Below are 26988 nucleotides of genomic sequence, written 5' to 3' on the forward strand. Positions count from 1 at the left end.
TACTAAGCGGTTGCTTTGTGGAGGATACGCGTGACTGATCCCCAATGTGGTGACAGCATGCGCAGGATCATAGACGTCGCCGAAGGTTGTAACTTGACTGCTCCGCCTGGGGGAATCACTTCAGGTAGTCCGGTCCACTGTCGCCTTGACAAGTCGGCGAACGCCTGCTCGGCGGATTGACAGCACCGCCCGACCTGCGAACGCGGTTGGTGTCGGCCGACGACCGCAGTGCATCGTCCAGGTCAACGGCTGTCAGGGCTTCGTACGCCGCGGAGTCGCCAGGCGGGCATGGGGGATCGGTCGCCAGGTTGAGCATCAAGTCTCGGTTCCGGGCCGGATGGCGAGAGCGCAAGATGGCACATGCCTGCCGAACCTGGATGTTCGGATGCCCCGCGAGCAGGACAAGGTCGATTGGTGAGCTGATCGCTTCGGGGAAGCCAACGAGGACGGTCGCGGCGGCGATGACGTCGTCTTCGTCGGTGCTTCTGAGTAGCGCGATCGCTTGATCACGTACCCAGCTTTCATCGGATTCGTCTGTGGCCGCGGCCTCGGCCAGCTTCAAGCCATGGCCTCGAAGCGATGAGCTGCCGAAGCTGATTCGGACGGCGCTCAGGGGGTGCGGCTCGCCGGTAACTTCATCATCGAGGTGACTGCCGTCCTGCATGCCGGACACGAATCCCTCGGCGACCGCGAAGGTCGTCCGCTTGGTTTGACGATCTCGGCGCAGGACCAAGGCAGTAGCGCCGACGAGTGCTTCGTGCCTGCTGGAAGCGGGCTCGCGGGCGTCCGTTGCGATTGAAAGCAGCTTCTCCAAGCACTCGTGCGCTTCCCGAGCCGGCAGTGAGCTGGCGAGATAAGCATCGCTGGTCAGGGAGGTGAGGAAACTGACCTGACCGGGTTCCGGCTCGGGGCGCGCGAGGATACGATCGCGGGCCTCTGCTGCTCGTTCTTGGACGAGCGGGTGATCGGGTGCCACGGACCTAAGCACGCCAGCTGCCAAGTAACGAAACGTCGGTGGCCAGAGTGTCAAGGAGTGCTGCGGCTTGGTCCGGGGTCCCTCGTTCGGCGAGGCTGCAGGCCGCCTTTGTCGCGCCGAATGCAAGCGAGCGATTTGGCGATTCAATCAATTCGCCGGCTCGCCCCCGAACGACAAGATCAAGTATCTGGTCGCGCATTTCTGTTGCGGCATCATCGTCGAGTAAGTCCGCTTGGATGGCGATCTGCCTGATGCGAGCGTTCAGCGTCCACCACGGTGCGTTCGCCAGCGTACCGAAGGGCAGAAGAAGGTCGCCGGCATGGATTGCGTCGGAAACCGTGTTGCGCCACGCCTCACTCGCTTCCTCGACCAGACCGTCCATGCAGCACCTTCGCGCCTCCCGGGCGCTGACCAACGCGGCTAGCCTCCCAGGAAGCTGGCGCCTGCGTGCCGCGAGGAGCAGCTGTTTGCGCTGTTCCTCGTCGTACTCTGCGCGGACGAGCGGCGGCTCGACCAGCGCGTCGGCTGATCGTTATGCTCGGAGAAACGATCGAACGAACAGCCGACGGACGAAGGCCGAGATGCGGGAGTCGGGTGCGGACCGGCGAAGGCGGATCCTGGCCGTGGTGGAGGCGCGCGGCCAGGCGCGGGTCACCGAACTCGCCACGGAGCTGGCGGTCTCGGTGATCACCGTGCGCCGGGACGTCGAGGAGCTGGCCAGGGCCGGCCGGCTACGGCGGGGCCACGGCGTCGTCCGCTCGCTGGTTCCGCGGCGGCCGGAGCCGGCGCCCGCGGCGGCCGGTGGCGGCCAGGTGGTGCTGGTCGTTCCCGAACGCCACGCTTACCTCACCGAGGTCCTGCACGGCGCCCGTGGCGCGCTGGAGGAGGCTGACGTCCGGGGCGTGCTGCACCCGGCGCCGCAGGTGCCCGGCGCCGAGCGGCTGATCGTCGAGCGGCTGCTCGCCGACGACGCCGGGGGCGTGCTCATCGCGCCGCGCTGGCGCAGCGTGGCCACCGAGGAGGCGGACGACGGCTGGCTGGCCGCCGCCGACGTCCCGGTCGTCCTGATGGAACGGCGGCCGCGGCCGGGAAGTGCGCTGCACGCCAGGGATTCCGTCTGCACTGACCACTGGTACGGCATCCACCTCGCCGTGACGCACCTGCTCGCGCTGGGCCACCGCCGGATCGTCCTGGCCGCGCGCGACGACAGCCCGACCGCGCGGGCGCTGCGCGCGGCGTTCACCGGCATCTGCACCGGACGGCCGGAAATCGAGGACTGGACCGTGGTGCTCAGCGCGCCGGGCGCGGTGGCCGACCAGGAGCCGGTGCGAGACCTCGAGCCGCTCGCCGATGTGCTGCGCGAGCACGCCGCGACGGGCGTGATCATGCACGGCGACGTCGATGCCCTCATGCTCGTCCAGCAGCTGGCGGACGCGGGGATCACGGTGCCCGGCGACTGTTCGGTGGTGGCCTACGACGATGTCGTGGCGGTACTGGGCCGCACGCCGCTGACCGCGATCGCGCCGCCGAAAGCCGAAGTCGGCAGGCTGGCCGCGGAACTGCTGCTGGAGCGGCTGCGCGGACCGGCGGGCCGTCCACCGAGGCGGATCGCGGTCCTGCCGGAACTGAAGGTCCGCGGGTCGACCCGGCCGCTGATCGATTGACCGAGTTATGCGGGGCTATTGACCGGAATTCGTTCAAGCGCCCAAACTGCGTGGAGTTCGCGACCCGCAGGAGGCATCGATGCCTGTCCGACCCGACCGCCGGACCGTCCTCGCCGCGGGTCTCGCGTGGCCGCTTGCGGCCGCGTGCTCGGGTCCCGGCCGGGACCCGAGCACGCGGGGTGCCACCCGGATCACCTTCTGGTCGGCGCTGCGGGGCAGTCAGCAGGTCGTCGACGCGTTCAACCGCTCGCAGAACCGGATCCACGTGGTGTTCCAGCAGATCCCGTCCGGCGATCAGGGCGGCTACGCGAAGCTGAGCAACGCGGTCCGTGCGGGCAACGCCCCGGACGTCGCCACCATCGAATACCCGCAGGTGCCCGGGTTCGCCATCGACGGGGTGGCCCGGGACATCACCGATCTGGTCTCCGATCGCCTGCGGGCCAGGCTCCTCCCGCAGGCGCTGCGCCTGACGACGTTCGCCGGGCGGGTGTTCACCGTGCCGCTGGACGTCGAGCCGATGGTGCTGCACTACCGCACCGATCTGTTCGCTCAGCACGGTTCCGGCCCGCCGCGGACGTGGGACGAGTTCATCGCGGTGGCCCGCAAGGTCCGCGACGACCGGCGCCGGCTGGTCGCCTTCGCAACCGACGGGGCGACCCAGTTCGCGGCGCTCTCGTGGCAGGCGGGCGCACAGTGGTTCGACACCGCCGGCGGCGCCTGGAACGTCTCGCTCGCCGACGCCGCGACCCGCCGCGTCGCCGGATACTGGCAGGACCTGATCGACGAAGGTCTCGTGTTCGCGAACGGCGTGCAGGGCAGGCAAGGGGACGCGCAGATCGGACAGGGGCTCGTGCTGGCCCGGCTCAGCGGCGCCTGGGACGCCGGCGCGCAGATGAAGGCCCGGCCCGGCCAGAACGGGCAATGGGCGATCGCGCCGCTGCCCCAGTGGGATCCCGCGCACCCGGCGGTCGGGACGCACGGCGGTTCGACGTTCGCCGTCACCCGCGACAGCGCGCACCCGGAAGCCGCGATGGAGTTCATCGAATGGCAGGTCTCGCATCCCGACGCGTTGCGCGCCCGGCTCTCCAGCGGCACCAGCAGCCAGTACCCGGCCGCGCCGGAGCTGGTCGAGGTCGGGCGGAAGGCGTTCGACCGCCGCTACTACGGCGGCCAGGACATCTACCGGCTCTTCGAAACCGAGGCCGCGAAGATCCGGGACGGCTGGACGTGGGGACCGCGGATGAGCGCGACCCAGCGCGTCCTGCAGGACGGGTTCGCCCGGGCGAGCGCCGGCCAGGGCACCCTGCTCCACGCCGTCCGCGACGCGCAGCGCGCCACCATGCCGGACCTGGTCGCCCTGGGGCTGGCGACCACCGAGCACAGCAGCTGAGGAGACCCATGGCGACGACACTCGCCCGTCCGGAAAGCGCTTTCAGAACGCCCGCGCCGCGCGTCCGGAAGCGACAACGGCAGGGCACCGCCTGCACCGTGCTGATGGCCCCGTTCTTCGTGCTGCTGGTGGTGGTCTTCCTCGTCCCGGCCGGGACGGCGCTGTGGCTGAGCTTCTTCGGCGCCGACGAACCGGGCCTCGGGTTCGGGCCGGAACACACGGTCTTCGTCGGGTTGCGCAGCTACGCGGCTGTACTGTCCGATCCCACGTTCCTGAGCGGACTCGGTGTCGTCGCGCTGTACTGCCTGCTGTACCTGCCGCTGCTCGTCGTCTGCTCGCTCGGCCTGGCGCTGCTGCTCGACTCGGGGCTCGCGCGGCTGCGCGGGTCGGCGCGGCTCGCGCTGTTCCTGCCGCACGCGGTGCCCGGGATCATCGCCGCGATCATCTGGCTGTACCTCTACATCCCCGGCCTCAGCCCGGTGGTGGACCTGTTCGGCAAGGCCGGGATCACGGTGGACTTCCTCGGCGTCCACACCGTCATCCCGTCGATGGTGAACATCGCGCTGTGGAGCAACCTCGGCTACAACGTCGTCGTCTTCTACGCCGCCCTGCAGGCCGTGCCGCGCGAAGTGATCGAAGCTGCGGTGGTCGACGGCGCCGGCGGAGTCCACACCGCGCTGCGGATCAAGACCCCGCTGATCCGCGCGTCGATCGTGATGGTCGTGCTGTTCACGCTCATCTGGTCGTTGCAGCTGTTCACCGAGCCGATGCTGCTGTCGCAGGCCACACCGATGATCACCGCGCGGTTCTCACCGAGCATGTACGTCTACGACGCCGCGTTCACCCGCAACAACTACGGTCTCGCCGCGGCCGCGTCGGTGATCCTGCTGGCGTGCACGATCGCCCTGTCCTACGGCGTGACGCGCTGGACCAACCGCGCGCGGGAGGCCGCACAGTGAACCCGCCGAAGTTCCTCGGCCGCGCCGCCGTCAACACCGTCGTGGCGATCTCCGTGCTCTACACCCTGCTCCCGGCGCTGTGGCTGGTGCTCGCGGCAGCGAAGGACCGGGATGCGCTCTTCGGCAGTGACATCCTCTCCTTCCAGGGCTTCTCGCCGCTGAAGAACCTGCAGGACCTGTTCGCCATGGACAAGGGGATCTACGGCCGCTGGTACCTCAACAGCCTGCTCTACGCCGTCGGCGGCGCGGCGGTGGGCGCGCTGGTCAGCATCGCCTGCGGATACGCGTTCGACAAGTACCACTTCCGGCACAAGGAAAAACTGTTCGGACTGGTGCTCGCCGCGGTGATGGTGCCGCAGACCGTCCTCGCGCTCCCGCTGTACCTCCTGGCGTCGAGCACCGGCGTCGTCGACACGGTGTGGGCGGTGTTCATCCCGGTGCTGTTCAACCCCTTCGGCGTCTACCTCGGCCGCGTGTTCAGCCAAGGCTACGTGCCAGGAGAGATCCTCGAAGCCGCGCGGATCGACGGTGCGGGGGAGCTGACGACCTACTTCCGGGTCTCGCTGCGGATGCTCGGCCCCGGTGTCGTCACCGTGTTCCTGTTCCAGCTCACCGCCATCTGGAACAACTTCTTCCTGCCCATGGTGATGCTGTCGGACCAGAAGCTGTACCCGGTCAGTCTCGGCCTCTACAGCTGGAACAGTTCGGCCACGACGTCGCCCGAGTACTACCCGGTGGTGATCATGGGATCACTGCTGGCCGTCCTGCCGCTGGTGCTGGCGTTCACCCTGCTGCAACGGTTCTGGCGATCCGGGCTCACCGCGGGGGCGGTCAAGTGAGCCGGCCCCGCGCCGCGCTCGCCATGGCGCCCCGGGCCGCGGCGGCCGTGCTCGACGCCGCCGCGACGGACGCGTTGCGCCGCGTCTGCGACCTCGCCGACGGGGTGCTCGACGACTTCACCGGCGCCGCGGCCCGTGCCGTCCTGCACGACGTCGAGCTGCTCGTCACGGGGTGGGGTTGCCCGCCGCTGGACGCGGCTGTCCTCGCGGCCGCGCCCCGGCTGCGGGCGGTGGTGCACACCGCGGGGTCGGTCCGCCGGCACGTCACCGAAGCGTGCTGGGAGCGGGGAATCGCCGTGACGTCGGCCGCGGCGGCGAACGCGGTGCCGGTGGCCGAGTACGCCCTGGCGATGATCCTGCTCTCCGGCAAGCAGGTTCTGGAACGGGCCCGCGACCACCGGGCGGCCCGGGCCGGCGACGACGGGCTGGGCCTGCCGCCGCACCTGGGCAACTACGGCCGGACCGTCGGGATCCTGTCTGCGTCGATGATCGGGCGCCGGGTGATCGGCCTGCTGCGGCCGCACGACCTGCGGGTGCTGGTGCACGACCCCCACGTACCCGGCGAGGAAATCGCGGCACTCGGGGCCGAGGCCGTGGACCTGGCCGAGCTGTTCGCCCGCAGCGATGTCGTCAGCGTGCACACCCCGCTGCTGCCCACGACCCGAGGACTCGTCGGACGCGAGCTGATCGGCTCGATGCGCCAGGACGCCGTGCTCGTCAACACCGCCCGCGGGGCACTGATCGACCAGGACGCGCTGGCCGAGGCCACCGGAGCCGGGCGGATCCGGGCCATCCTCGACGTCACCGACCCGGAGGTGCTGCCCCCGGAACACCCGCTGTGGGCGGACCCGAACGTGCTGATCACCCCACACCTGGCCGGCTCTCAGGGCAACGAGCTGCGGCGGCTGGCCGAGCTGGCCGTCGCGGAGGTCACCCGCTGGGCGGCCGGGAAGGACTTCGCACACCCCGTCCACCGCGAACGCCTGGGGATGATCGCATGAGGCTGCCCGCCGAGAACCGCGGGCTGAGCCCGCACACCGGGTACACGCGAGAGCACTGGGTCGCCGTGGCGGACGGGCTGCTCGAGGCGGCCTGGCGCTGGGCGACCCCGGGCGGCGCCCGGCTCGACCTGCCGGGTCCGCCGTCGGCCAGCGGGGTCCGCTCGGACGGGCTGGAGGGGTTCGCGCGGACCTTCCTCGCCGCCGCGTTCCGGGTCGTCGGCGATGCGGGGAAGGACCCGCAGGGCTGGCTGGAGCGGTACGCCGGGGGACTCGACGCGGGAACCCGATCGCCGGGGTGTGACGACGCTGAGTCGTGGCCGGTGATCCGCGACCACTACGTCGCCGGCCAGCCGATGGTCGAGTCCGCGTCCGTCGCGCTCGGCCTGCGGCTGACCCGGCCCTGGCTGTGGGACCACCTCGCGCCCGCCGTCCAGGACCGGATCGAGGAGTGGTTGCGCGGGGCGCTGCGGCACGTCCCGGCGCCGAACAATTGGTACCTGTTCCCGTTCACCGTGGCAGGGTTCCTCTCCTCGGTGGGACGCGCCGACGCCGAGACCGAGCAGGCGCGCGACCGGGCGCTCGAGCTGCTGGAGGACTGGTACCGCGGGGACGGCTGGTACGCCGACGGCGACGGCCGCGCTTTCGACCACTACAACGGCTGGGCGCTGCACCTGTACCCGGTGCTGGACGCGCACCTCGCGGGCGAAGAGACCCGGTTCGGCCCGCGGCTGCGCGAGCACTTGAAGAGCTTCGCGCCGTGGTTCGGCGGCGACGGCGCGCCGCTCCACTTCGGACGGTCGCTGACCTACCGGTTCGCGGCGGTCTCGGCGGTCGGCCTCGGTGCGGTCACCGGGGACACCCCGCTGCGCCCGGGGGTGTCACGACGGCTGCTCAGCGGAGCGCTGCGCTACTTCCTCGACCGCGGTGCGGTCGACGAGCACGGGTTGCTGAGCCTCGGCTGGCACGGGCCGCATGCGCCGACGGTGCAGCGCTACTCCGGCCCGGGATCGCCCTACTGGGCTTCCAAGGCGTTCGTGTGCCTGCTCGCGCCGCCGGAGCACCCACTGTGGACGGCGACCGAGGAACCCGCGCCGAGCGAGACCGCCGACACGGTGCTCGCGCTGCCGGCGCCAGGCCTGCTGCTGCAGTCGACCCGCGACGACGGCGTCGTGCGCCTGCACAACCACGGCAGCGACCACGTCCGGCCGCACGAGGCCGAGTCGGCGGCCGATGAAGACCCGCACTACAGCCGGTTCGCCTACTCGACCCGGACCGGGCCGACCGCGCGGGACAACCCGGCGGACAACCATTTCGCGGTGGTCGTCTCCGGCGTGCGCAGTGTCCGGCGCCGGATCCACCCGCTGGGTGCAGGCCAAGGCGACGGCTGGGGATGGGCCGCGTCCTGGCACCACCCGGTGTTCCGCAGCGGCCCGGCGATGGTGCCGGGGCTGCGCGTCGAGAGTGTCACCGTGGCCCGCGGACCGCACGAGCTGCGGGTGCATCGGGTGGTCGGCGCACCGCCCGGCGCGCGGGCCGAACAGACCGGCTGGGCGACGGACCGCGGCGGGTCGGTGCTCCTTCCGCTGGCCGGCTGGACTGTGCAGGACCAGGTTCGGGCACCGTGCGGCACCGCGTACACGCCGTGGGTGTCCCTACCGCGGCTCATCGCAGACCTCGACGGTACGACGATCGTCGTCGCGCTCGCGCTACTCGGCGGCGCAGCCACGGGGGTCACTTCGGACGGTGCCGAAATCCGCTGGCCGGACGGCTTCGCGGTCCGGATCCGCTTCGACCCCTTGGAATTGACGGCCGGGTGACGACCGCCCGAGACGTGTCCGGCAGTGAGTGGAGGTCGTCGATGGCGCTGTCGACGGCGTCCGGTCCCTGCTTGCCGACGAGGGGCTGGCCATCGCGTGCCTCGCCGGGTACGCGAAGGTCGCCAAGCCGGGGCCGCACCAGCCCGTGATCGACGAGCTGCGGGCGCTGATCGACCTCGTCCACCGGATCGGCGCACCGGCGGTCCGCGTCTTCCCCGGTGGTGACGGCGACGCGCACCCACGGATCGAAGCCGTCCTCGACGACCTGAGCGCCGCCGGCGTGCGGCTGCTGGTCGAGACGCACGATTCGCACGGCACCGGCGCAGCGGCGCTGGACCTGGTGGCTCCGTTCGGACGGCCGGACCTGGTCGCGGTGCTGTGGGACGCGGTGCACCCGTGGCGCGGCGGCGAGGAGCCCGCCACCACCAAGGAGGTGCCCGGCCCCTATCCGGGCCACTTCCAGGTCAAGGACGCCGCCAGCCGGCAGGATCCGACCCCGGTGCCGCCCGGGACGGGAGCGGTGCCGCTCGACGACTGCGGCGAGCTGCTGCGCTCGTGGTCGGGCTGGGAGGCAGTCACGGCGCTTCCGCCGGGGCGATGGCGAGCAGCGCGATGATCGCCAGGTTTCGCTGGGCGAAGTCGTTGGTCGCGAAGGTGGCGAAGTCGCCCGCGGGGTTCGTGGTGGTGCGGGTCGGGATCTCCGTCACCGGTCCGGTCACGTCGGAGCCGGTGACGCGTTCCGCGGGCGGCCAGGACTTGCCCGCCGGGTCGGCGGTGAACTGCTCCCAGCCACGACGGCGCAGTCCGACGTCCCCGAGCTGCTCGCCCGCCCAGGCGGTGACGCGGGAGTAGATCGTCTTGAAGAGTCCGGGGTTGAAGTCGCGGCCGTACCGGGCGATCTTCTCGGCCGACGGCGCCTGGGCGTAGCGGGCGAAGTCGAGGTAGGTCCGGCGGAACTCGGGGACATCGACCAGGTCGAGGGCCTCCCAGAGGATCTGCTCGCCGAGGAAGGCCATCGAGAGGTTGTAGCCGCCGTCGAAGTCGCCCTTTTCGAGGTTCACCAAGTGGCCGGTCGCCGGGTCGAAGCCGACCGCGCCGCCCGCTTCCCCGGTGAACAGCCCGGCGGGGAAGGCGGCGATGTCCTGCATGCCGGTGACGATCCGGTCGCGCCAGCGGACGTCGCCGGTGCGTTCCCACTCCGTCAGCCAGTTGCTGACCAGCGCGTACCAATCGGGCCCGATCCGGACGCGGGCCGGCGCCTTGGTCTGCGGCGGCAGGACTTCGCGCAGCGGGTCCACCGTGCGCAGCGTCTCGTCGGCCTGCAGCGACGAGCGGATCAGGTCGCCCAGCAGCTCGTCGGCGGTGAGGTAATACGAGAACCGCTTGGTGAACGACTCGCCGACGCGGGCCTCCTTGGCGCCGTCACCCCAGTGCACGACGGCGTGGCGCGACCCGAGGCCGGCGAACCGGCCGGCGTGGTGAGTGTCTACCTCGGACACGTGCTGGGTCATGGCGCGCGCCAGCCGGAACGTCCGGGGTTCGCCCGTGCGCAGGAAGGCGTACCAGAGGAGGGCGTCGGTGCCGAGTTCGGCGTTGTCCCAGGCGTACCCCCCGACGTCGTAGCGCCACTCGTGGCGGTCCGCGTCGTAGGTGTGCATGACGTCGCCGTAGTGCCAGAACCCGTACCACTCCCGTTCGTCGACCTGGTCGGCGTAGAAGCCGATCTCGCGGGCGATCCCGTCTTCGAGGGACGCGCGGGCCGGCGTGCTGCGGTCGGGCAGGCTCCAGCGTCCGAACACCCCGGCCGCGTGGTAGGTCTCCGCGTCCGTCACGAGCTGCGGCGGCGCGGCCAGCGTGGCCGAGAGCGCGGCAACCGTGTCCCTGGCCGGGGTGGCCGCCATCCCCCAGAGCCGCAGCTCGGTGGAGCGCGCCATGCCCTGCGGTGTCGCGAACCCTTCTTGGACGTCTTCGTAGGACAGATCGAGCCCGTGGGCGGCCGTGTCGTAGGTGCGCAGGTCCATCGCCGGGGCGAGCGGGGAGTACGACCAGAGGGTCACCGTGGCCGTGTCCGTGGCGGCGCCGCGGATGTCGAGCGACCGGGGTGCGCGCTGCCAGAAGTCGTGCATCCCGAAGCCGAGCCCGCCGCTCACGCCGCCCACGTAGCCGAAGCCGGACGCGCGGTCGCCCCGGCCGGCGTGCCGGAGCCAGCTCCCCGCGGCGCTGGTGCGCTTCCACACCGCGAAGTGGCGGGCGGACTCCTGGAACAGCGTGAAGTCGTTCCACAGTGCGAGCTGCTGGTAGCCGTCGTGCACCTGCTGGCCCCACTGGTCGACGGGTGGGGTGGCGGTGCCGTCGGTCTGGGCCGTCCGGACCGCCGAGCCGGGGTCGCGGCGCAGGCCGGTGAGCACCCGCACGGGCTCACCCCACACCCCGCCCGCCGCCGTGCCGAAGCGGATGTGCCGGTTGTGCGGCTCGTCGGCCAGCGGAACGGAAAACCGCAGACCCAGCCCCCGGACGAAGGCGTGTTGCTCTTCGGCGTCCCAGACAAAACTGTGCACCACCCGTACGGAGTCGTCGCCCGCCCCGAGGTAGAGCCGCACCGTCCACGGCAAGATCGCCCGGTGGCCCCGCCGGTACCGGCCGGTCAGTTTCACGACCGCTCGTACCGGACCGGGCTGTTCGACCTCCACCCGGTCGACGACACCCGTCCAGTCCTCGAGCTGCGGGGCCCGGCCTTCGTCGTCCGGCTGGTCCTGCAGCCGGAGCACGAGCTCGCCGTCGCGGGCGACGACGCGTCCGTCCCGGGCGAGCGAACGCACGGCGACGGCGCCGGTCGTGGCGATCTTCAGCTCGACCGTGCCGTTGGCCACGACGATTTCGCGGGGTGACCGGTGCACGGTGGCCGGCGACGGCGGCGCCGCGGGAGTTCCGGGCGCCAGCACGAAGGCTTCCGCGACCGCCGCGGAAGTGACGGCGTGCCCGGTCCACTTGACCGATCCGTCCGGCCAGTACGCCAGCGGCCACGACTGCAGCGGAACCGGCCCGCCTTCCGCGGTACGCAGGGCCAGCGGCACCGTCCTGATGAGGGTTCCCCGGGGCCAGGGCACGCCGAAGGCGCACCCCGCCGCGGCGGCCGGCTTCCCGTCCAGCCAGTGCAGGCGAACCTCGCCGGCCGCCATGGGCGGCCGCGCCGGCGGCGCACTCGCGGCGGCTGCCGGTGGAGTGATGGCCGCGGCGGCCAACGCGGACACACCGCCGAGAAAAGATCTCCTGGGGAACGGGGAGTGCGGGGACATCTTCGGCCTCCGTTCAGCTCGGCACCGCCGCGGTGAACCGATTCAAACCAGGCTGTTCGGCGGTTGTCAACCCGGACTACCCGATCAGTCCAGGGTCGAAGTAAGCGCTTTCTTGACCGTTTGATCGATTCTGCTGCATCCGGGCGAAGCGTTCGATGCATTCGAGAAATGCACCCTTTCCTTGCTGGCACTGTGGTTGACGGCGCACCTGGGACGCGCCTAGCGTGCGTGATCCGATTCAAGGACGAATTCCGGTGAGATCGTCAAGCGGCAGTCGGAGAAGGGATCCGATGAGCGGACGATTCGCCGCGGCGCACGCCGTGGGTGCCGGGCACCAGATCGGGCGTACGGCGGCACCCCTGATCTTTCACCGAACCCCGATCGGCGGGAGAGCATGTGCGCCGGCACGTCGTGTTCATCCTGGAGCTGGTCGCCCGCGCGTCGAGCAGACGACCGCGGCGTGAGCCGAGGACGGTATCGCCGTGACGATGCCGAGGCTGCCATAGAAAGCGCTTTCTGGGCTATCAGCGAAGTCGGCTGCCGTGCTAGTCTTGGGAGCGCTCCCAAGCCCACCGGACTTGTCGAGTCTCTCCAGGAAGCCGGTGCGGAACGTCCATTCGGATAGAGGAGTTCGCATGACTGCAGGACGGTACGGGATGCTCGCCACCGGCTTGGCCGTCGTGGCCGCACTGGCCCCGGCGCCCGCGGAGGCGAGTGCCGGGCAGGCGTTGCCTTCCCCGTGCTCCGGGTCGATCCCGATCAGGTGCCATTTCGCGGTCCCTCCGGGCAACTACGACGTCACGATCGGGTTCGGCGGCCCGAAGGCGGCCGACACGTCGATGTCGGTGGAGGCGCGGCGGGAGGTGCTGAACGCGGTCCGGACGAACCCGGGCCAGGTCGTTTCCACGACGGTCACGGCCAACGTGCGTGATCCGGAAGGGCAGCCCACCGGACAAGGCGGCACGGGAACTGCGGGGCTGGACATCACCTTCGGCGGCAGTGCCCCGGCGATCGCCTCCCTCACCGTGACCGCGGCCGCGGCTCCGCTGGTGACCTATCTGGCCGGGGATTCGACCGTCTGCGACCAGCCGGTCGCGCCGTACACCGGCTGGGGTCAGGTCCTGCCCGCGGACGTGCGCAACGGGGCCGTGATCGCGAACTACGCCGATTCCGGGGAGAGTTCGGGCAGCTTCCTGGCCAACAGCGCGCTGTTCCCGCGGATGAGCCCGCTGATCAAGAGCAAGGACCTGGTGCTCATCCAGTTCGGGCACAACGACAAGACCACCTCGGCGACGGCGTTCCGGGACAACCTCGCCAAGCTGGTCGACGGGGTGCGGGCGCGCGGTGGTGTCCCGGTGCTCGTCACACCGCCGGTGCGGCGGTTGTTCAGCGGTGCCAAGCTGACGCCGACGGCCCTGCACGTCAACGGCAAAGGAGTCGACCTGCCCGCGGTGATCCGGGCGCTCGGCAAGAGCGCGAACGTTCCGGTGATCGACCTGACGGCCAAGAGCCGAGCGCTGGTCGAGTCCCTGGGTTCGGCGGCGTCCCAGGAGATCTACCTGACCGAGGCCACCGACGGGGTCACCGACAACACGCATTTCTCGGTCTACGGCGCGACGCAGCTGGCGAACCTGGTGGTACAGGGCATCCGCGAGCTGAACCTTTCCCTGGTGAGCTACCTGCGCTGACCGGCTTCCCGCCCATCGCAAGTTCGTGAGGTGAATTCGTTGTCCGGAAAACGGGGAATCTTCGGGAAGGCAGTAGCCGGGGCGCTACTGCTGATCGCGCCGCTGGCCGTGGCGCCCGGTATCACCGGCACCGCGGCCGCGGGCACCGGTCCGGCCGCGGCGGCCACCAGGTACCGCACGGTCACGGACTTCGATCCCGGCTGGCTGTTCAACTACGGTGACGCCGCCGGTGCCGGCGGGGCCTCCTACAGCGACGGTGGCTGGCGCCAGCTCAGCGTGCCGCACGACTGGAGCATCGAGGGCAAGAACCCGCCGGCGAGCCCGTTCTCGCAGTCGGCGCCGAGTACCGGCCGGGGTGGGTACCTGCCGTCGGGCGTCGGCTGGTATCGCAAGCACTTCTCGCTGGCCGGGGTGCCCGCGGGCCGGCGGGTGTCCCTCGAGTTCGACGGCGTGATGGCGAACGCGAGCGTGTACGTCAACGGCACCCTGATCGGCACCCACCCGTACGGGTACACCAGTTTCCGCTACGACATCACGGCGGCGGCCAAGCCAGGCGGCGACAACGTGGTGGCAGTCAAGACCGACACGACCTCGCAACCGGCGTCGCGCTACTACACCGGCGCCGGGATCTACCGCGACGTCCGGCTCATCGCGACCGACCCCATCCACATCGGACAGTGGGCCACCCGTGTCACGACGCCGAACGCCAACACCGTGCACGCGGAGACCACAGTGGTCAACGAAGGCGGCGCGGCGGCGAGCGTCAGCGTCCAAGGCGTGCTCTGCGACCCCGGTGGAGTCGCGCTCCCCGCGGTCACGACGGCGGCCAAGACGATCGCCGCCGGGGCGTCGGCCACCTTCGCCTACGACGTGCCGGTGAGCAACCCGAAGCTGTGGGATCTGGCGAACCCGAACCTGTACTCGCTGGCCACCAACGTCGTCGTGGGCGGAACCCCCGTGGACGACGACGTCACGTCCGTGGGCATCCGCACCCTGACGTTCAACGCCTCGACGGGCATGAGTCTCAACGGCAAGAACGTGAAGTTCCAAGGGGTCGCACTGCACCAGGACCTCCACGGGCTCGGCATGGCGGCCCCGCAGCGGGCCGTGCAGCGGCGGCTCGCGCAGCTGAAGGCGCTCGGGGTGAACGCCATCCGCACCGCGCACGACCCGCCGAGCCCCGCGTTTCTGGAGCTGACCGACCGAATGGGGTTCCTGGTCCTCGACGAGTTCTTCGACGTCTGGACCCAGCACAAGTACTCCGACGTCGGCGACTACGCGACCTACTTCAACCGGACGCCGGGCGCGCCGACCGGCACCCCCGCCGTGCCCGGCGCGAGCGGCTCGGTGCCGTGGTACCAGGTGGACGCCACGAGCGTGGTCGCGCGCGACCGCAACCACCCCAGCGTGGCGATGTGGAGCACCGGCAACGAGATCCGCGACCCGATCGCGACCCGGACACCGCTGCTGACCCGGATGGTCGCCATCGCACACGCGCTGGACCCGGGCCGTCCGGTCACCCAGGCGCTGTTCCGGCCGGCCGACAGCGGCGACGTCACCGGGGCGACCCGGACCATCGTGGACGTCTTCGGCGGCAACTACCGGCCGGACGAGGTCATCCAGGCCGCGAAGACGTCTCCGGCGCGGGCCGGGCTGTTCACCGAGATGGGCACCGGCACCGCCGCCTGGACGACGGTCCGCGACAACCCGATGATCACCGGCCTGTTCCTGTGGACCGGCGCGGCGTACCTGGGGGAGGCCGATGGGCTGTGGCCCCGCGGTGAGGGCGACTTCGGCCTCATGGACGGCGTCGGCACCGTCCGCCCGATCGGGTATTCGTGGCAGCGCACGTGGGGAGCCCCCACCACGTCCCCGCCGGCGACCGGCACCACGGCGAGCCGGGTGGTGCTCACGCCCGACCACAGCTCGGTGTCGACGGACGCCGACGACGTCTCGTACGTGAAGGCCACCGTGGCCGACTCGTCCGGACGCGTCGTGACCGGCTCGTCCGCCCCGATCACGTTCAGCATCAGCGGGCCGGGCGTGCTGGTGGCGGTCGACAGCGGCAGCCCGGTGCAGGAGACCTTCCGCGGGAACGTGCGGAAGGCCTACCAGGGCGTCGCGTACGGCCTGGTACGGGCGACGGGCGCGGGCACCATCACGGTGACCGCGAGTTCAGCCGGGCTGCCCCTCGGCACGACGACGCTGACCGGCACGACGGAGCCGTTCGTGCCTTGTTCCGGCAGCTGCAACTGACAGAACCGGTCCCGTGCCCGCCGCCGGTACCCCACGGCACGTACGGGACCTTCCACTCGGGAGTGTGCGCATGAAACCCTTCGCCGTAGGCCGTGTCCTCGTGTTCTCGGCCGTCGTCGTGACCGCCGCCGCGGTCGCCGGTTCCCCGGTTGCCGCGAGCAGCCCGGCGGCCGGGAAGACCTACTACGTCGCCCCGGCGGGCAGCGACAGCGCCGCCGGGACGCAGGCCGCGCCCTGGGCGTCGGTCGCGCACGCCCAGGCCGTCGCGCAGGCCGGTGACACGGTGTACCTGCGCGGCGGCACCTACAGCTACTCGCGTGCGAACAAGACCTGCGCGAGCCAGACCGACCGGGTGGACGCGATCACGCTGAACAAGAGCGGCAGCTCCGGCAACCCGATCCGCTACTGGGCCTACCCCGGCGAAACGCCCGTCTTCGACTTCTCCCGCGTGAGCGACGACTGCCGGATCAAGGGCTTCGACGTCACCGGCAACTACATCCACCTCAAGGGGCTGGAGGTCAAAGGCGTGCCCCAGAACAACAACCTCAACCACGAGTCGTGGGGCATTTGGGTATCCGGCAGCAACAACACGTTCGAAGCGCTCGACCTGCACAACAACATGGGTCCCGGCCTGTTCATCCAGGACGGCGGCGGCAACCTCGTCGTCAATTCCGATTCCCACGACAACTACGACCCGCGCACGTCCAACGGGGCCGGGGAAAGCGCCGACGGGTTCGGCGCCCACATCTCCGCCAATCACCCGGGAAACGTCTTCCGCGGCTGCCGCGCGTGGTGGAACTCCGACGACGGGTTCGACCTCATCAACGCGTTTTCGCCGGTGACGATCGAGAACTCGTGGGCCTGGCGCAACGGCTACCTGCCGGAGACGACGACCTCGTCCGGCAACGGGAACGGCTTCAAAATGGGCGGCTACGGCGGCAAGTACGTCAGCAACGGCGTCAAGCACACCATCCGGAATTCCGTGGCGTTCACCAACAAGGCCGCGGGCTTCTACGCCAACCACCACACACTGGCCAACGACTACTTCGACAACACCGGCTACAACAACCACCCCGACTACAACATGCTCGGCATCACCTCGAGCGGCGGAGCCACCGGACTGGGCAACCTGCGCAACAACCTCGCCTACCAGGGCACCCTGACCTCGAACATGTCCGGCACCAACGCTTCCTACAACTCCTGGAACCTGAACGTCACCCTGTCGGACGCGCAGTTCCGTAGCGTCTCGACGACCGGCTGGGACGCGCGGCGCCAAACCGACGGCAGCCTGCCGGTGCTGCCGAACCTTCGCCTGGCGGCGGGCAGCAGCCTGATCGACAAGGGCACCGACGTCGGCCTGCCCTACACCGGGAAGGCTCCGGACCTCGGAGCGTTCGAGTCCTGACCGGACCGGCGGTTCCGGGAGCGCGGACGGCCGGACGAATCGCCCAGAGGTACTCCACACGGAGGTCATGAAGTGCTGAAGAAGACATCTCGACGAACGCTCGTTTCGCTTCTACTTCCCCTCGCCGTCGCCTGTGCCTCCGCCGGTACGGCCGCGGCCGCACCGGCACCGCGCGTCGCCGCGGCCGCCACCATCCAGAACGACGTGTTCTGGAAGGACACCTCGGGGAACCCGATCTACTCCCAGGGCGGCGGCGTGCTCAAAGTCGGCACCACCTATTACTGGTACGGGGCCAAGTACAACGGTGCGGTCAGCTACTACAACAACCCCGGGGGCGGGAAGAACGGTGACACGTCGCTCAGCGCGATCACCATCTACTCGTCGACCGATCTGGCGAACTGGAAGTTCGAAGGCAACGCGCTGACCGGGAGCGACCTGGGCGGCGGCTGGGTCGGCCGGATCGGGGTCGCGCGCAACCCGAACACCGGGAAGTACGTACTGGTCTCGCAGCTGAACAGCGGGCTGGTGTTCGCCACGAGCAGCACGCCGAACGGCCGGTTCACCCGGGTGGGCACGCAGTCGTCCATCGCGAACGTCTCCACCGGCATGTCCGGCGACCAATCGGTCTTCACCGACGACGACGGCAAGGCGTACCTGGTCTACAGCAACAAGAGCGGCCGTTCGCACCTGTACGTCTCGCCGCTGCGCGCCTCGGACTACCTGCAGGTCGACCCGGCCAAGAACGTCTACAACAGCTCGGCGGGCGGGCGCGAAGGCAACATCATGTTCAAGTTCAACGGGACCTACTACTTCTGTTCTTCGGACCTGCACGGCTGGAACGCGTCCCACACCTACTGCATCAGCGCGAAGAACATCATGGGTCCGTACTCCGCGGAGTTCGTGCTGCAGGGAACGGATGCCGACTTCTCGCACGTGACGCAGACCGGCCTGGCGTTCACGGTGACCGGTTCGTCCGGCTCGTTCGTGGTGTTCGGCGGTGACCGCTGGAGCGACTTCGCCGGCAACGGCATCGGGTACAACCAGTGGCTGCCGGTCACCTTCAACGGGACGACGCCGGTGTTCCACTCGCTGAACCAGTGGACGGTCGACGCGGCGGCGGGGACGTGGTCGGTCGGACGTGGCAACAACTACGTCCTCAACCCGAGCGCCGAGGCCGACCGGGTCGCCCAGAACGACCTCGCCGGCTGGACCACGACCGGCGGCACCGTCAACGGCAACAACCAGGGTGGGCACACCGGGCGGTGGGCGTTCGCGCAGAGTTCGTCGTCGGCGTACAACGCCTCGCGGTACCAGAACATTTCGCTGCCGAACGGGACGTACACGCTGTCGGCGTGGGTGAAGAGCAGCGGCGGCCAGAAGAAGGCGACGATCTTCGCGAAGAACTTCGGCGCGGGTGAGCTGAGCGCGTCGATCAGCCAGTCGCTCGGGAGCTGGACGAAGGTCAGCGTCCCCGGCATCACCGTGACGAACGGATCGATCCAGGTAGGGATGTTCTCCGACGCGAACGCGGGCAACTGGGTGAACGTCGACGACTTCAGCCTGGTGCAGACCGGTTGACACCCAGTCGGTGAGGCCCCGGGCAGAGCAGCTGCCGTCACCCGCCTCCGGGATGCGGCCGGAGGATGGCGGACTTCCCGACTGTGCTTTCCCTGGCGATGAGCCGGTGTTCGGCGCGCACCTCGATGCCGGGCATCGGCTCGTCACCGCCGATGCGCCTCAGCAACCGGTCGACCGCGGTCGCCGCGATCGCCACCTTGTCCGGGGAGATCGTGCTGATCGTGGGGTTCGAGTAGCGGCCTTCTTCGATGTCGTCGTAGCCGATCAGCGCGATGTCCTCCGGTACGCGGCGGCCGAGCTCCAGCGCGGTGTGGAGCGCCCCCAGGGCGACGAGGTCGCTGTAGCAGAAGACGGCGTCCGGCGGGTCTTCGCGGGCGAGAAGGGCGCGCATGGCGCCCGAGCCGTCGGCGCGGTTGAACCGCGGGGTCGGGATGATCAGCGACTCGTCGACGGGCAGGCCGGCGTCCGCGTGCGCCCGGCGGTAGCCGCGGGTGCGCAGCTGCGCGGCCTCGCCCGTGGGGTAGGGCTGGTCGCCGATCGCCGCGATGCGCCGGCGGCCGAGGCCGATCAGGTGCGCGGTGGCGGCCCGCGACGCCTCGACGTCGTCGATGCCGACGTGGTCGAACACGCCGTTGGACACCCGTTCCCCGAGGACGACCAGCGGCAGGTCCGGGTCGATCTCGACGAGGTCCTCCTGGGCAAGCCCGAGCGGCGAGAAGATCATCCCGTCGAACAGGAACGCGCGGGCGCCGCGGCCGATCAGCTCGCGTTCGTGCACCGCGTCGCCGTCGGTCTGGTCGATGAGGACGTTGTACCCGTGTTCGCGCGCCCTCGGGATGATCGCCTGCAGCAGCTCCGCGAAGTACGGCGTGTCGAGGTAGGGCACCACGACCGCGATCTGCCCGGACCGGCCGCGGGCGAGGTTGCGGGCCAGCACGTTCGGCCGGTAGTTCAGCTCGAGCAGCGCCCGCTCGACCTTCTCCCGGGTCCGCTCCGACACGCGGGCGTAGCCGTTCACGACGTTGGAGACCGTCCGTGCGGACACCCCCGCGAGCAGGGCTACGTCACGCAAGGTGGCATCGCGCATGACGTGCTCCTTCGGTGGACGATCCCGCTCCGGGAGAAGTGTGCACGGCCATCCCCAACAGCGACAACCCGGAACGCTCGAGCCGGTCGGAGAAACCGGGGCTTGCAGCGCAGCAAACCGGCGTTCATACTCTTTTGCAGCGCAGCAAAACCCGGTGCCACGGCGGCAGCCACGGTCGTCCCCTGCGGACCCGTCCGGCCGTGGCGCGTGACACCGTTCGGTCCCTGCCCTCTGCTCCCGGCTCAGTGCGCCCCGGATGTTCACGTTCCGTGATGGCCGAAAGCCGCCGTGAGCCCGCGGAAAGGCGCTGTCTGATGCTCGGCTTCAACGGCTTGCGCAAGGTCCTGTCCCTGTTCGCAGCCGGCGGCCTGCTGGCGCTCGCCTCGTGTAGCGGCGGGTCCGGCGCCGGCGCGGACGGTGGCACCGGCAGCCCCGTGCACGTGTCGGTGTGGGCGTGGTATCCGGAGTTCAAGGGGGTGGTCGACGCGTTCAACGCCGCCCACAAGGACATCCAGGTGGACTGGACGAACGTCGGCACCGGTCCCGACCAGTACGCCAAGCTGAAGACCGCCTTCACCGCCGGCACCGGCGCTCCGGACGTCGCGATGGTGGAGTTCCAGCAGATTCCCACGTTCCTCATCCTCGACGCGCTCGTCGACATGGCCCAGTACGGCGCCGGCGACGACAAGGGCTTGTACGCCGACTGGGCCTGGCAGCAGTCGACCGACGGCGACAAGGTCTACGCCATCCCCGTCGACGGCGGCCCGATGGCGCTGATGTACCGCAAGGACCTCTTCGACAAATACGCGATCCCCGTGCCGACCACCTGGGCCGAGTACACGGCCGCCGCGGAGAAGATGAAGGCGGCCGACCCCAACGCGTTCATCGCGAGCTTCGGCAGCGACGGCGGCTGGCTCAACGGCCTGATGTGGCAGGCGGGTTGCCGTCCCTACGGCTACTCGCTGGCCAGAGCTCGGGACCAGGTGAAGATCGACCTGACCAACCCGGCCTGCGAGAAGGTCATCGAGTTCTACGGCGACCTCGTCGACCGCCACCTCATGGCTACCGACCCCTTCTTCACCGCCGACGCCGCCGCGGCGCTCGACTCCGGCAAGTACTGGACGTGGGCGGCCGCGGGGTGGACCCCCGGCTACGTCGCCGGTTCGCTGAAGAACACCGCGGGCAAGTGGGCGGTCGCGCCGATGCCGCAGTGGACCAAGGGCGAGGACGCCCAAGGCGACTGGGGCGGCTCGACCTTCACGGTCACCAAGCAGGCCAAGAACCCCAAGGCGGCCACCGTGGTGGCGCGGGAGCTGTTCGGCAAGTCGAAGCAGGCCTGGGACATCGGCCTGACCAAGATGTTCCTCTACCCGCTGGCCAAGGACGTGGCGGCCGACCCGGCGTTCACCGGCAAGGCGTACGGCTTCTTCGCCGGCCAGAAGGTCAACGAGATCTTCGTGCCGGTGTCGGAGAAGCTGGGCGACTTCGAGTACACCCCGTTCCAGGACTTCGTGTTCGGCGACCTGCTCGACCGGTGCGCGGAAGCGGTTTCGGGGAAACGGAAGTGGAACACGGTGCTCGCCGCGACCCAGGACAACGTCGTGGACTACGCCGGGAAACAGGGCTTCACGGTCAGCCGGTAGCGGAGGAGACCCCGTGCGACGCAGGCACACGACCGGCCACCCGTTCGCCGGAGCGTTGTTCGTCCTTCCGTTCTTCCTCGTGGTGGTGGCGTTCCTCGTCGTGCCGCTCGGGTACGCGTTCTGGCTCAGCCTGTCCAGCAAGAGCCTCGCGCTCGGCGAACGCTTCACCGGGTTCGCCAACTACGCCCGGGCCTTCACCGACCCGGTGCTGCTGGACGGCGCCGGCCGCGTGGTCGTGTTCGGCGCGGTGCAGATCCCGGTCATGCTCGGGATCGCGCTCGCCGGGGCGCTCACGCTCGACGCGGTCACCACGAGATTCGCGATCGCCTTCCGGCTCATCGCGTTCATGCCCTACGCGGTGCCCGCCGTCCTCGGCGCGCTCATGTGGGGCTTCCTCTACAGCCGGACGTTCGGCCCGTTCGCCGGCCTGCCGGCGGTGGTGGGCGGCGAACCGGTCGACTTCTTTTCGACGGACCTGCTGCTCCTGTCGCTCGGCAACATCGTGACGTGGGCGTGGACCGGCTACAACATGATCGTCCTGTACTCGGCGCTGCAGGGCGTGCCGCGGGAGACGTACGAGGCGGCGCTCATCGACGGCGCGTCCCAGGTGCAGATCGCGGTGCGGATCAAGGTGCCCGCGATCCGGCAGGCGATCGGGCTCGCCGCGATCTTCACGGTCATCGGCACCATGCAGTTCTTCGTCGAGCCCTACGTGATGTCCCGGTTCGCGCCGCAGATCTCCGCCGGGTACACCCCGAACCTCTACGCCTACAACCAGGCGTTCGCCTACTCCGACTTCCACTACTCGGCCGCGATCTCCTTCGCCCTCGGTTTCGTGGTGTTCGTCGCGGCGTACGCGTTCGTGCTGCTGACGAGGAAGCGGAGGCCGTCATGAGGCCGCTGGTGGCCCCGAAGACGCGGGTACCGCACGTGCTCATGGCGGCGGGCATGCTGTACTTCGTCATCCCGCTGCTGTGGATCGTGATCGCCGCGACCAAGAGCCAGTCCGCCCTGCTGTCCAGCCCGGCCCTGTGGTTCGACGGCTTCAGCCTGTTCGACAACCTCGCGCAGCTGTTCCGGGAGGACAACGGCGTCTACGGCCACTGGCTCGCCAACACCGCGGTGTACTCGGGGGCGAGCGCGGCGGGTGCGACCGTGCTCGCCGCACTCGGGGGGTACGGCCTCTCCCGGTTTTCCTTCTGGGGGAAGCGGTTCTTCGAGACCGCGCTGCTCGGCATGATCATGGTGCCGGCCACGGCGCTGGTACTGCCGACCTACCTGATCCTGTCCCACGTCGGCGTGGTCAACACGATGTGGGCGGTGATCCTGCCGTCGCTGCTCAGCCCGTTCGGCACCTACCTGGTGCGGGTGTACGTGGCGGAAAGCGTGCCGGTCGAGCTGCTCGACGCGGCCCGCCTCGACCGGGCGGGCGAGTGGCGGATCTTCTGGCGGGTGGTGGTGCCGATGATCCGGCCGGTCCTGGTCACGGTCTTCCTGTTCACGCTCGTGTCCACCTGGAACAACTACTTCCTGCCGCTGGTGATGCTGAGCGATGCCCGGCTCTTCCCGCTGACGGTCGGGCTGACCACGTGGTTCAACACCGCCCAGCAGGAGGCCGGCACGCGCGTGCTGTTCAACCTCGTGGTCACCGGCTCGCTGCTGGCGATCGTGCCGCTCGTCATCGCTTTCGTCCTCCTGCAACGGTTTTGGCGCAGCGGCGCCGCGGCCGGCGCACTGCGTTAGGAGACCCGTGCTCAAGGCCGCCATCGTCCTCAGTCCCGACTTCGTCATCGCGCCGGTCCGGCGCCGCACGTTCGGCTCGTTCGTCGAGCACCTGGGGCGCTGCGTCTACACCGGGATCCACGAGCCGGGGCACCCGACCGCCGACGAGGACGGCTTCCGCGGCGACGTGCTCGCCCTGACCCGCGAGCTGGGGGTCACGGTCGTCCGCTACCCGGGCGGCAACTTCGTGTCCGGGTACCGGTGGGAGGACGGCGTCGGCCCGGACCGACCGGTGCGCCGCGACCTCGCGTGGCGCGGCATCGAGACCAACGAGGTCGGCATCGACGAGTTCGCCCGCTGGGCGGCCAAGGCCGGCGCGGAAATCATGTACGCGGTGAACCTCGGCACCCGCGGTGTCACGGAAGCGCTTGATGTGCACGAGTACCTGAACCACCCGGGTGGCACGCACCTGTCCGACCGGCGGCGGGCGAACGGCACGCCGGAACCGCACGGGGTGCGGCTGTGGTGCCTCGGGAACGAGCTGGACGGCCCGTGGCAGACGGGCCACAAGACCGCGCACGAGTACGGCCGGCTGGCGGCGGAGACGGCCCGGGCGTTGCGGCAGGCCGAGCCAGGGCTCGAGCTGGTCGCGTGCGGCAGCTCGAACTCGGGCATGCCGACGTTCGGCGCGTGGGAGTCGACCGTGCTCGAGCTGACCTACGACCAGATCGACCACATTTCGTGCCACGCCTACTACGAGGTGCTCGACGGGGACGTCGGCAGCTTCCTCGCGTCGGCCGTGGACATGGACCACTTCATCGACAGCGTCGTCGCGACGGCCGACGCCGTGGGCGCCCGGCTCAAGAGCGACAAGCGCATCGGATTGTCCTTCGACGAGTGGAACGTCTGGTACCAGAAGCGGTTCCACGCCGATCCGCCCACGGCGTGGCGTACCGCGGCCCCCCTCCTCGAGGACACCTACGACGTCGCCGACGCCGTCGTCGTCGGGAACCTCCTGATCTCGTTGCTGCGGCACAGCGACCGGGTGGCGGTCGCCTGCCAGGCTCAGCTGGTCAACGTCATCGCCCCCATCCGCACGGAACCCGGCGGCCCGGCGTGGCGCCAGACGACGTTCCACCCGTTCGCGTTGACGGCCCGGCTCGCGCGGGGACAGGTGCTGCGCACGGAGGTCACGTCCCCGGTACACGGGACGGCCCGCTACGGCGACGTGCCGATGGTCGACGCGGTCGCCACCCACGACCCGGCGACGGGGGAGACGGTGGTGTTCGCCGTGAACCGCCACCGCGCCGAGCCGGTGGAACTGACCGTCGCCGTGCCCGGTGCGGTTTCGGTGGCCGAGTCTTGGACCCTGCACGACGCGGACACCTCGGCCACCAACACCGCGGCGCGGCCGGACCGGGTCGTGCCCCGGCACCACCCCGCCGAACTCAGGGACGGCACCCTGCGCACCGTCCTGGCGCCGGTGTCGTGGACCGCGGTGCGGCTCGCTTGACCCGTGGCGCGGTCGCCGCGCCGAGGCAAGATCAGTGTTAGCGTTAACAGTTTCAGTAACATTCTTCCTGCTGCAGCGGCGGCCGGTTCGGAGTTTTCCCAGTTTGACAGGGTGTTCGGCCGAGATGGCGGGAATCAGCCTCCGAACATTTGTGTTAGCGATAACAATTGCTCCTTGTCGACCCTGCCCGGCGGCGTTATCGTGGTAAGTGCTTCCGGCGGCATTGACCGCCGCCGGCATTCTGCGAATCGAGGACATCGTGGTCCCATCGATGAAACGGTTTTCGGTACTCCTGATCGCATTGGCCCTCGCGGTGGTGATGGCGCCGGAGGCGGCTGCTTATCCGCTGCCGGGGAAGGTGACCGGTGACGTCGGCGTGCACGACCCGAGCATGGTCAAGCGGCCCGACGGCAGCTACCTGGTGGCGCACACCGGGAACGACATCGCGTTGAAGACGTCGACGGACCGGACCGCGTTCCGCAATGCGGGTTCGGTGTTCCCGGGCGGTGCTTCGTGGACGAGCTCGTACACCGGTGGCAGCCGGAACCTGTGGGCGCCGGACATCTCCTACCACAACGGCCAGTACTGGCTGTACTACGCGGCTTCGACGTTCGGGTCGAACCGGTCGGCGATCTTCCTGGCCACCAGCACGAGCGGGAACTCCGGGACGTGGACGAACCGCGGTCTGGTGGTCGAGTCGCGCACCTCGGACGACTTCAACGCCATCGACCCCGATCTGGTGGTGGACGACCAGGGTCGCTGGTGGCTTTCGTTCGGTTCGTTCTGGTCGGGGATCAAGCTGGTCGCGCTGAACCCCTCGACCGGTCTGCGCTCGGACAGCACGATGCGGTCGATCGCCGGGCGGGGCGGCGGCGCGATCGAGGCGCCGAACATCGTCAAGCGCGGTAGCTACTACTACCTGTTCGTCTCGTTCGACCTGTGCTGCCGGGGCGCGTCGAGCACCTATCGGGTGATGGTGGGCCGCTCCAGCAGCGTCACCGGCCCGTACGCCGACCGCAACGGCGTCGCGATGACCTCCGGTGGCGGCACCGAAATCCTCGCGGGCCAGGGCAGCATCCACGGCCCCGGGCACCAGGACGTCTTGGCGGACAACGACGGCGACGTCCTGACCTACCACTACTACGCGAACAACGGCGCGTCGCTGCTGGGCATCAACCTGCTCGCCTTCGACTCGGCCGGCTGGCCCTACCTGCACTGACCACAAAGGAGACAGCAAGGTCGGCTCGCTGTCCCTGCGTCTGGGACTGGGTTGGGTCAAGTCGCACTCCTTCCTCACCGGTCAGTGCCCGGTCATGCGGTACCACCGCGAGCTGATGATGGGCCATCCTGAACGACCGGGTGTCCATCGCGAAGAACGTCAACGCCACGGCGATCTCGCTCGACCAGGCCCCAGAGGGGTGTGAGCAATTCGACCAGGGCGCCGCGCGGAAGTACGTGCTCGACCCGCACGGAATGCTCGCCAGGACGAGCTGAGTCCGCTGAAGGAGGATCAGCATGCCTATTTCGCTGATGCGGCGTGCCGGCCAGGTACTGCTCGGGGCGACGTTCGTCCAGCTCGGGTTCGACGCCGCTGTCGACCCCGGAGTTCGCGCCGAGAAGGCGGCGGCCTGGGCCTGCCGCAGGCCGAGCTGGCCGTGCGTGGCAACGGGGCGGCGATGGTGGCGGGGCGTTGGGGGTGGACGTCCTGCCCCGGCCCGCCGCGCTTGGTCTCGTCGTCGCGATGATCCCGACCACGCTCGCCGGCCACTCCTTCTGGAACTTCGCCGGTGACGAAAGGAAAGCCCACGAGATCCAGTTCCTGAAGAACGCCGGCCTCGTCGGCGGCCTGAGGGCGAGGGCGTCGTCGACGGTCCAGCCGAGGGTGTCGACGATCGAGTGCTCGGAGACGCGGCCCGAGCGGTCGACGCGCGCGATCGCGTAGGTCCACGCCGCCTCATCCGGCGCCGACGGCACTTGGGCGAGCGGGGGAGGGGCGGCTGTGGTTCCTTCGCGGCGACGTTCGCCCCGATGGGGAACGTCGGGGACCAGGGCGGGAACGAGGTGCTCAGACACGGGCCCACCGCCGTCGGCCGAGGTCAAGCGCCTGACCGTCAGCGATCAAGCAGCGGTGAGGTGGAGCCGAAACGCTGTTTC

General features: G+C 69.9%; 22 protein-coding genes. 18 read left to right on the forward strand and 4 right to left on the reverse strand.

The genetic code is table 11. From position 1 onward, the window contains the following. Positions 1-115 precede the first annotated feature (115 nt). On the reverse strand, positions 116-976 hold the full coding sequence (locus tag ACZ4TR_RS31840) for a hypothetical protein (protein ID WP_465291150.1): 861 nt from the start codon (positions 974-976) through the stop codon (positions 116-118). A 4-nt stretch (positions 977-980) separates the two neighbouring features. Continuing rightward, a complete protein-coding gene (locus ACZ4TR_RS31845) occupies positions 981-1358 on the reverse strand; it encodes a hypothetical protein (protein ID WP_465291152.1) in 378 nt (125 codons plus the stop codon). 199 nt (positions 1359-1557) lie between these two features. On the opposite strand from ACZ4TR_RS31845, the gene ACZ4TR_RS31850 reads away from it, so the two are divergent. From ACZ4TR_RS31850 to ACZ4TR_RS31880, 7 genes are all read left to right on the forward strand, one after another. After that, the gene (locus tag ACZ4TR_RS31850) at positions 1558-2640 is read left to right on the forward strand and encodes a substrate-binding domain-containing protein (RefSeq protein WP_465291154.1); all 1083 of its coding nucleotides are present in this window, start codon (positions 1558-1560) and stop codon (positions 2638-2640) included. A 79-nt stretch (positions 2641-2719) separates the two neighbouring features. After that, a complete protein-coding gene (locus tag ACZ4TR_RS31855; protein ID WP_465291156.1) occupies positions 2720-4030 on the forward strand; it encodes an ABC transporter substrate-binding protein in 1311 nt (436 codons plus the stop codon). An 8-nt stretch (positions 4031-4038) separates the two neighbouring features. Continuing rightward, positions 4039-4989: a carbohydrate ABC transporter permease gene (locus tag ACZ4TR_RS31860; protein WP_465291157.1), complete on the forward strand. Its 951-nt coding sequence runs from the start codon at positions 4039-4041 to the stop codon at positions 4987-4989. Continuing rightward, positions 4986-5828 carry a carbohydrate ABC transporter permease gene (locus tag ACZ4TR_RS31865; RefSeq protein ID WP_465291158.1) on the forward strand — a complete coding sequence of 281 codons (843 nt, stop codon included), beginning with the start codon at positions 4986-4988 and terminating at the stop codon, positions 5826-5828. The genes ACZ4TR_RS31860 and ACZ4TR_RS31865 overlap by 4 nt, the downstream gene beginning before the upstream one ends. Next, positions 5825-6829 (forward strand): hydroxyacid dehydrogenase, encoded by a 1005-nt coding sequence (locus ACZ4TR_RS31870; protein WP_465291159.1) that lies wholly within the window; start codon positions 5825-5827, stop codon positions 6827-6829. Before ACZ4TR_RS31865 ends, ACZ4TR_RS31870 begins: the two co-directional genes overlap by 4 nt. Beyond that, on the forward strand, positions 6826-8646 hold the full coding sequence (locus ACZ4TR_RS31875; protein WP_465291160.1) for a DUF2264 domain-containing protein: 1821 nt from the start codon (positions 6826-6828) through the stop codon (positions 8644-8646). Before ACZ4TR_RS31870 ends, ACZ4TR_RS31875 begins: the two co-directional genes overlap by 4 nt. Before the next feature lie 28 nt (positions 8647-8674). Continuing rightward, positions 8675-9262: a sugar phosphate isomerase/epimerase family protein gene (locus ACZ4TR_RS31880; protein ID WP_465291161.1), complete on the forward strand. Its 588-nt coding sequence runs from the start codon at positions 8675-8677 to the stop codon at positions 9260-9262. Here ACZ4TR_RS31880 and ACZ4TR_RS31885 read toward each other — a convergent pair. Then, entirely contained in the window at positions 9222-11897 is a 2676-nt protein-coding gene (locus tag ACZ4TR_RS31885) for an exo-rhamnogalacturonan lyase family protein (RefSeq protein WP_465291163.1), read from the reverse strand. The genes ACZ4TR_RS31880 and ACZ4TR_RS31885 overlap by 41 nt on opposite strands. Positions 11898-12577: 680 nt before the next feature. On the opposite strand from ACZ4TR_RS31885, the gene ACZ4TR_RS31890 reads away from it, so the two are divergent. The 4 genes from ACZ4TR_RS31890 (at position 12578) to ACZ4TR_RS31905 (ending at position 18869) form a co-directional block, all read left to right on the forward strand. Further along, positions 12578-13630: a rhamnogalacturonan acetylesterase gene (locus ACZ4TR_RS31890; RefSeq protein WP_465291165.1), complete on the forward strand. Its 1053-nt coding sequence runs from the start codon at positions 12578-12580 to the stop codon at positions 13628-13630. Between the two features lie 39 nt (positions 13631-13669). Continuing rightward, on the forward strand, positions 13670-15886 hold the full coding sequence (locus ACZ4TR_RS31895; RefSeq protein WP_465291167.1) for a glycoside hydrolase family 2 TIM barrel-domain containing protein: 2217 nt from the start codon (positions 13670-13672) through the stop codon (positions 15884-15886). Positions 15887-15956: 70 nt separating this feature from the next. After that, positions 15957-17291 carry a right-handed parallel beta-helix repeat-containing protein gene (locus ACZ4TR_RS31900; RefSeq protein ID WP_465291169.1) on the forward strand — a complete coding sequence of 445 codons (1335 nt, stop codon included), beginning with the start codon at positions 15957-15959 and terminating at the stop codon, positions 17289-17291. 72 nt (positions 17292-17363) lie between these two features. Next, complete coding sequence (locus tag ACZ4TR_RS31905; RefSeq protein WP_465291171.1) at positions 17364-18869, forward strand: family 43 glycosylhydrolase; 1506 nt, start codon at positions 17364-17366, stop codon at positions 18867-18869. Positions 18870-18906: 37 nt separating this feature from the next. On the opposite strand, the gene ACZ4TR_RS31910 is transcribed toward ACZ4TR_RS31905, so the two are convergent. Next, positions 18907-19956 carry a LacI family DNA-binding transcriptional regulator gene (locus tag ACZ4TR_RS31910; protein ID WP_465291172.1) on the reverse strand — a complete coding sequence of 350 codons (1050 nt, stop codon included), beginning with the start codon at positions 19954-19956 and terminating at the stop codon, positions 18907-18909. A 314-nt stretch (positions 19957-20270) separates the two neighbouring features. On the opposite strand from ACZ4TR_RS31910, the gene ACZ4TR_RS31915 reads away from it, so the two are divergent. The 7 genes from ACZ4TR_RS31915 (at position 20271) to ACZ4TR_RS31945 (ending at position 26776) form a co-directional block, all read left to right on the forward strand. After that, on the forward strand, positions 20271-21599 hold the full coding sequence (locus ACZ4TR_RS31915) for an ABC transporter substrate-binding protein (protein WP_465291174.1): 1329 nt from the start codon (positions 20271-20273) through the stop codon (positions 21597-21599). 13 nt (positions 21600-21612) lie between these two features. Next, positions 21613-22494 carry a carbohydrate ABC transporter permease gene (locus ACZ4TR_RS31920; protein WP_465291176.1) on the forward strand — a complete coding sequence of 294 codons (882 nt, stop codon included), beginning with the start codon at positions 21613-21615 and terminating at the stop codon, positions 22492-22494. Continuing rightward, the gene (locus ACZ4TR_RS31925) at positions 22491-23342 is read left to right on the forward strand and encodes a carbohydrate ABC transporter permease (RefSeq protein WP_465291178.1); all 852 of its coding nucleotides are present in this window, start codon (positions 22491-22493) and stop codon (positions 23340-23342) included. The genes ACZ4TR_RS31920 and ACZ4TR_RS31925 overlap by 4 nt, the downstream gene beginning before the upstream one ends. 7 nt (positions 23343-23349) lie before the next feature. Then, positions 23350-24834 carry an arabinosylfuranosidase ArfA gene (arfA, locus tag ACZ4TR_RS31930; RefSeq protein ID WP_465291180.1) on the forward strand — a complete coding sequence of 495 codons (1485 nt, stop codon included), beginning with the start codon at positions 23350-23352 and terminating at the stop codon, positions 24832-24834. A gap of 271 nt (positions 24835-25105) precedes the next feature. Continuing rightward, the gene (locus ACZ4TR_RS31935; protein WP_465291182.1) at positions 25106-26053 is read left to right on the forward strand and encodes an arabinan endo-1,5-alpha-L-arabinosidase; all 948 of its coding nucleotides are present in this window, start codon (positions 25106-25108) and stop codon (positions 26051-26053) included. Positions 26054-26193: 140 nt separating this feature from the next. Continuing rightward, positions 26194-26328: a hypothetical protein gene (locus ACZ4TR_RS31940; protein ID WP_465291184.1), complete on the forward strand. Its 135-nt coding sequence runs from the start codon at positions 26194-26196 to the stop codon at positions 26326-26328. A gap of 202 nt (positions 26329-26530) precedes the next feature. Then, the gene (locus ACZ4TR_RS31945) at positions 26531-26776 is read left to right on the forward strand and encodes a hypothetical protein (protein ID WP_465291186.1); all 246 of its coding nucleotides are present in this window, start codon (positions 26531-26533) and stop codon (positions 26774-26776) included. The last annotated feature ends 212 nt before the right edge of the window (positions 26777-26988 follow it).

The organism is Amycolatopsis sp. NPDC028719, assembly GCF_055565395.1.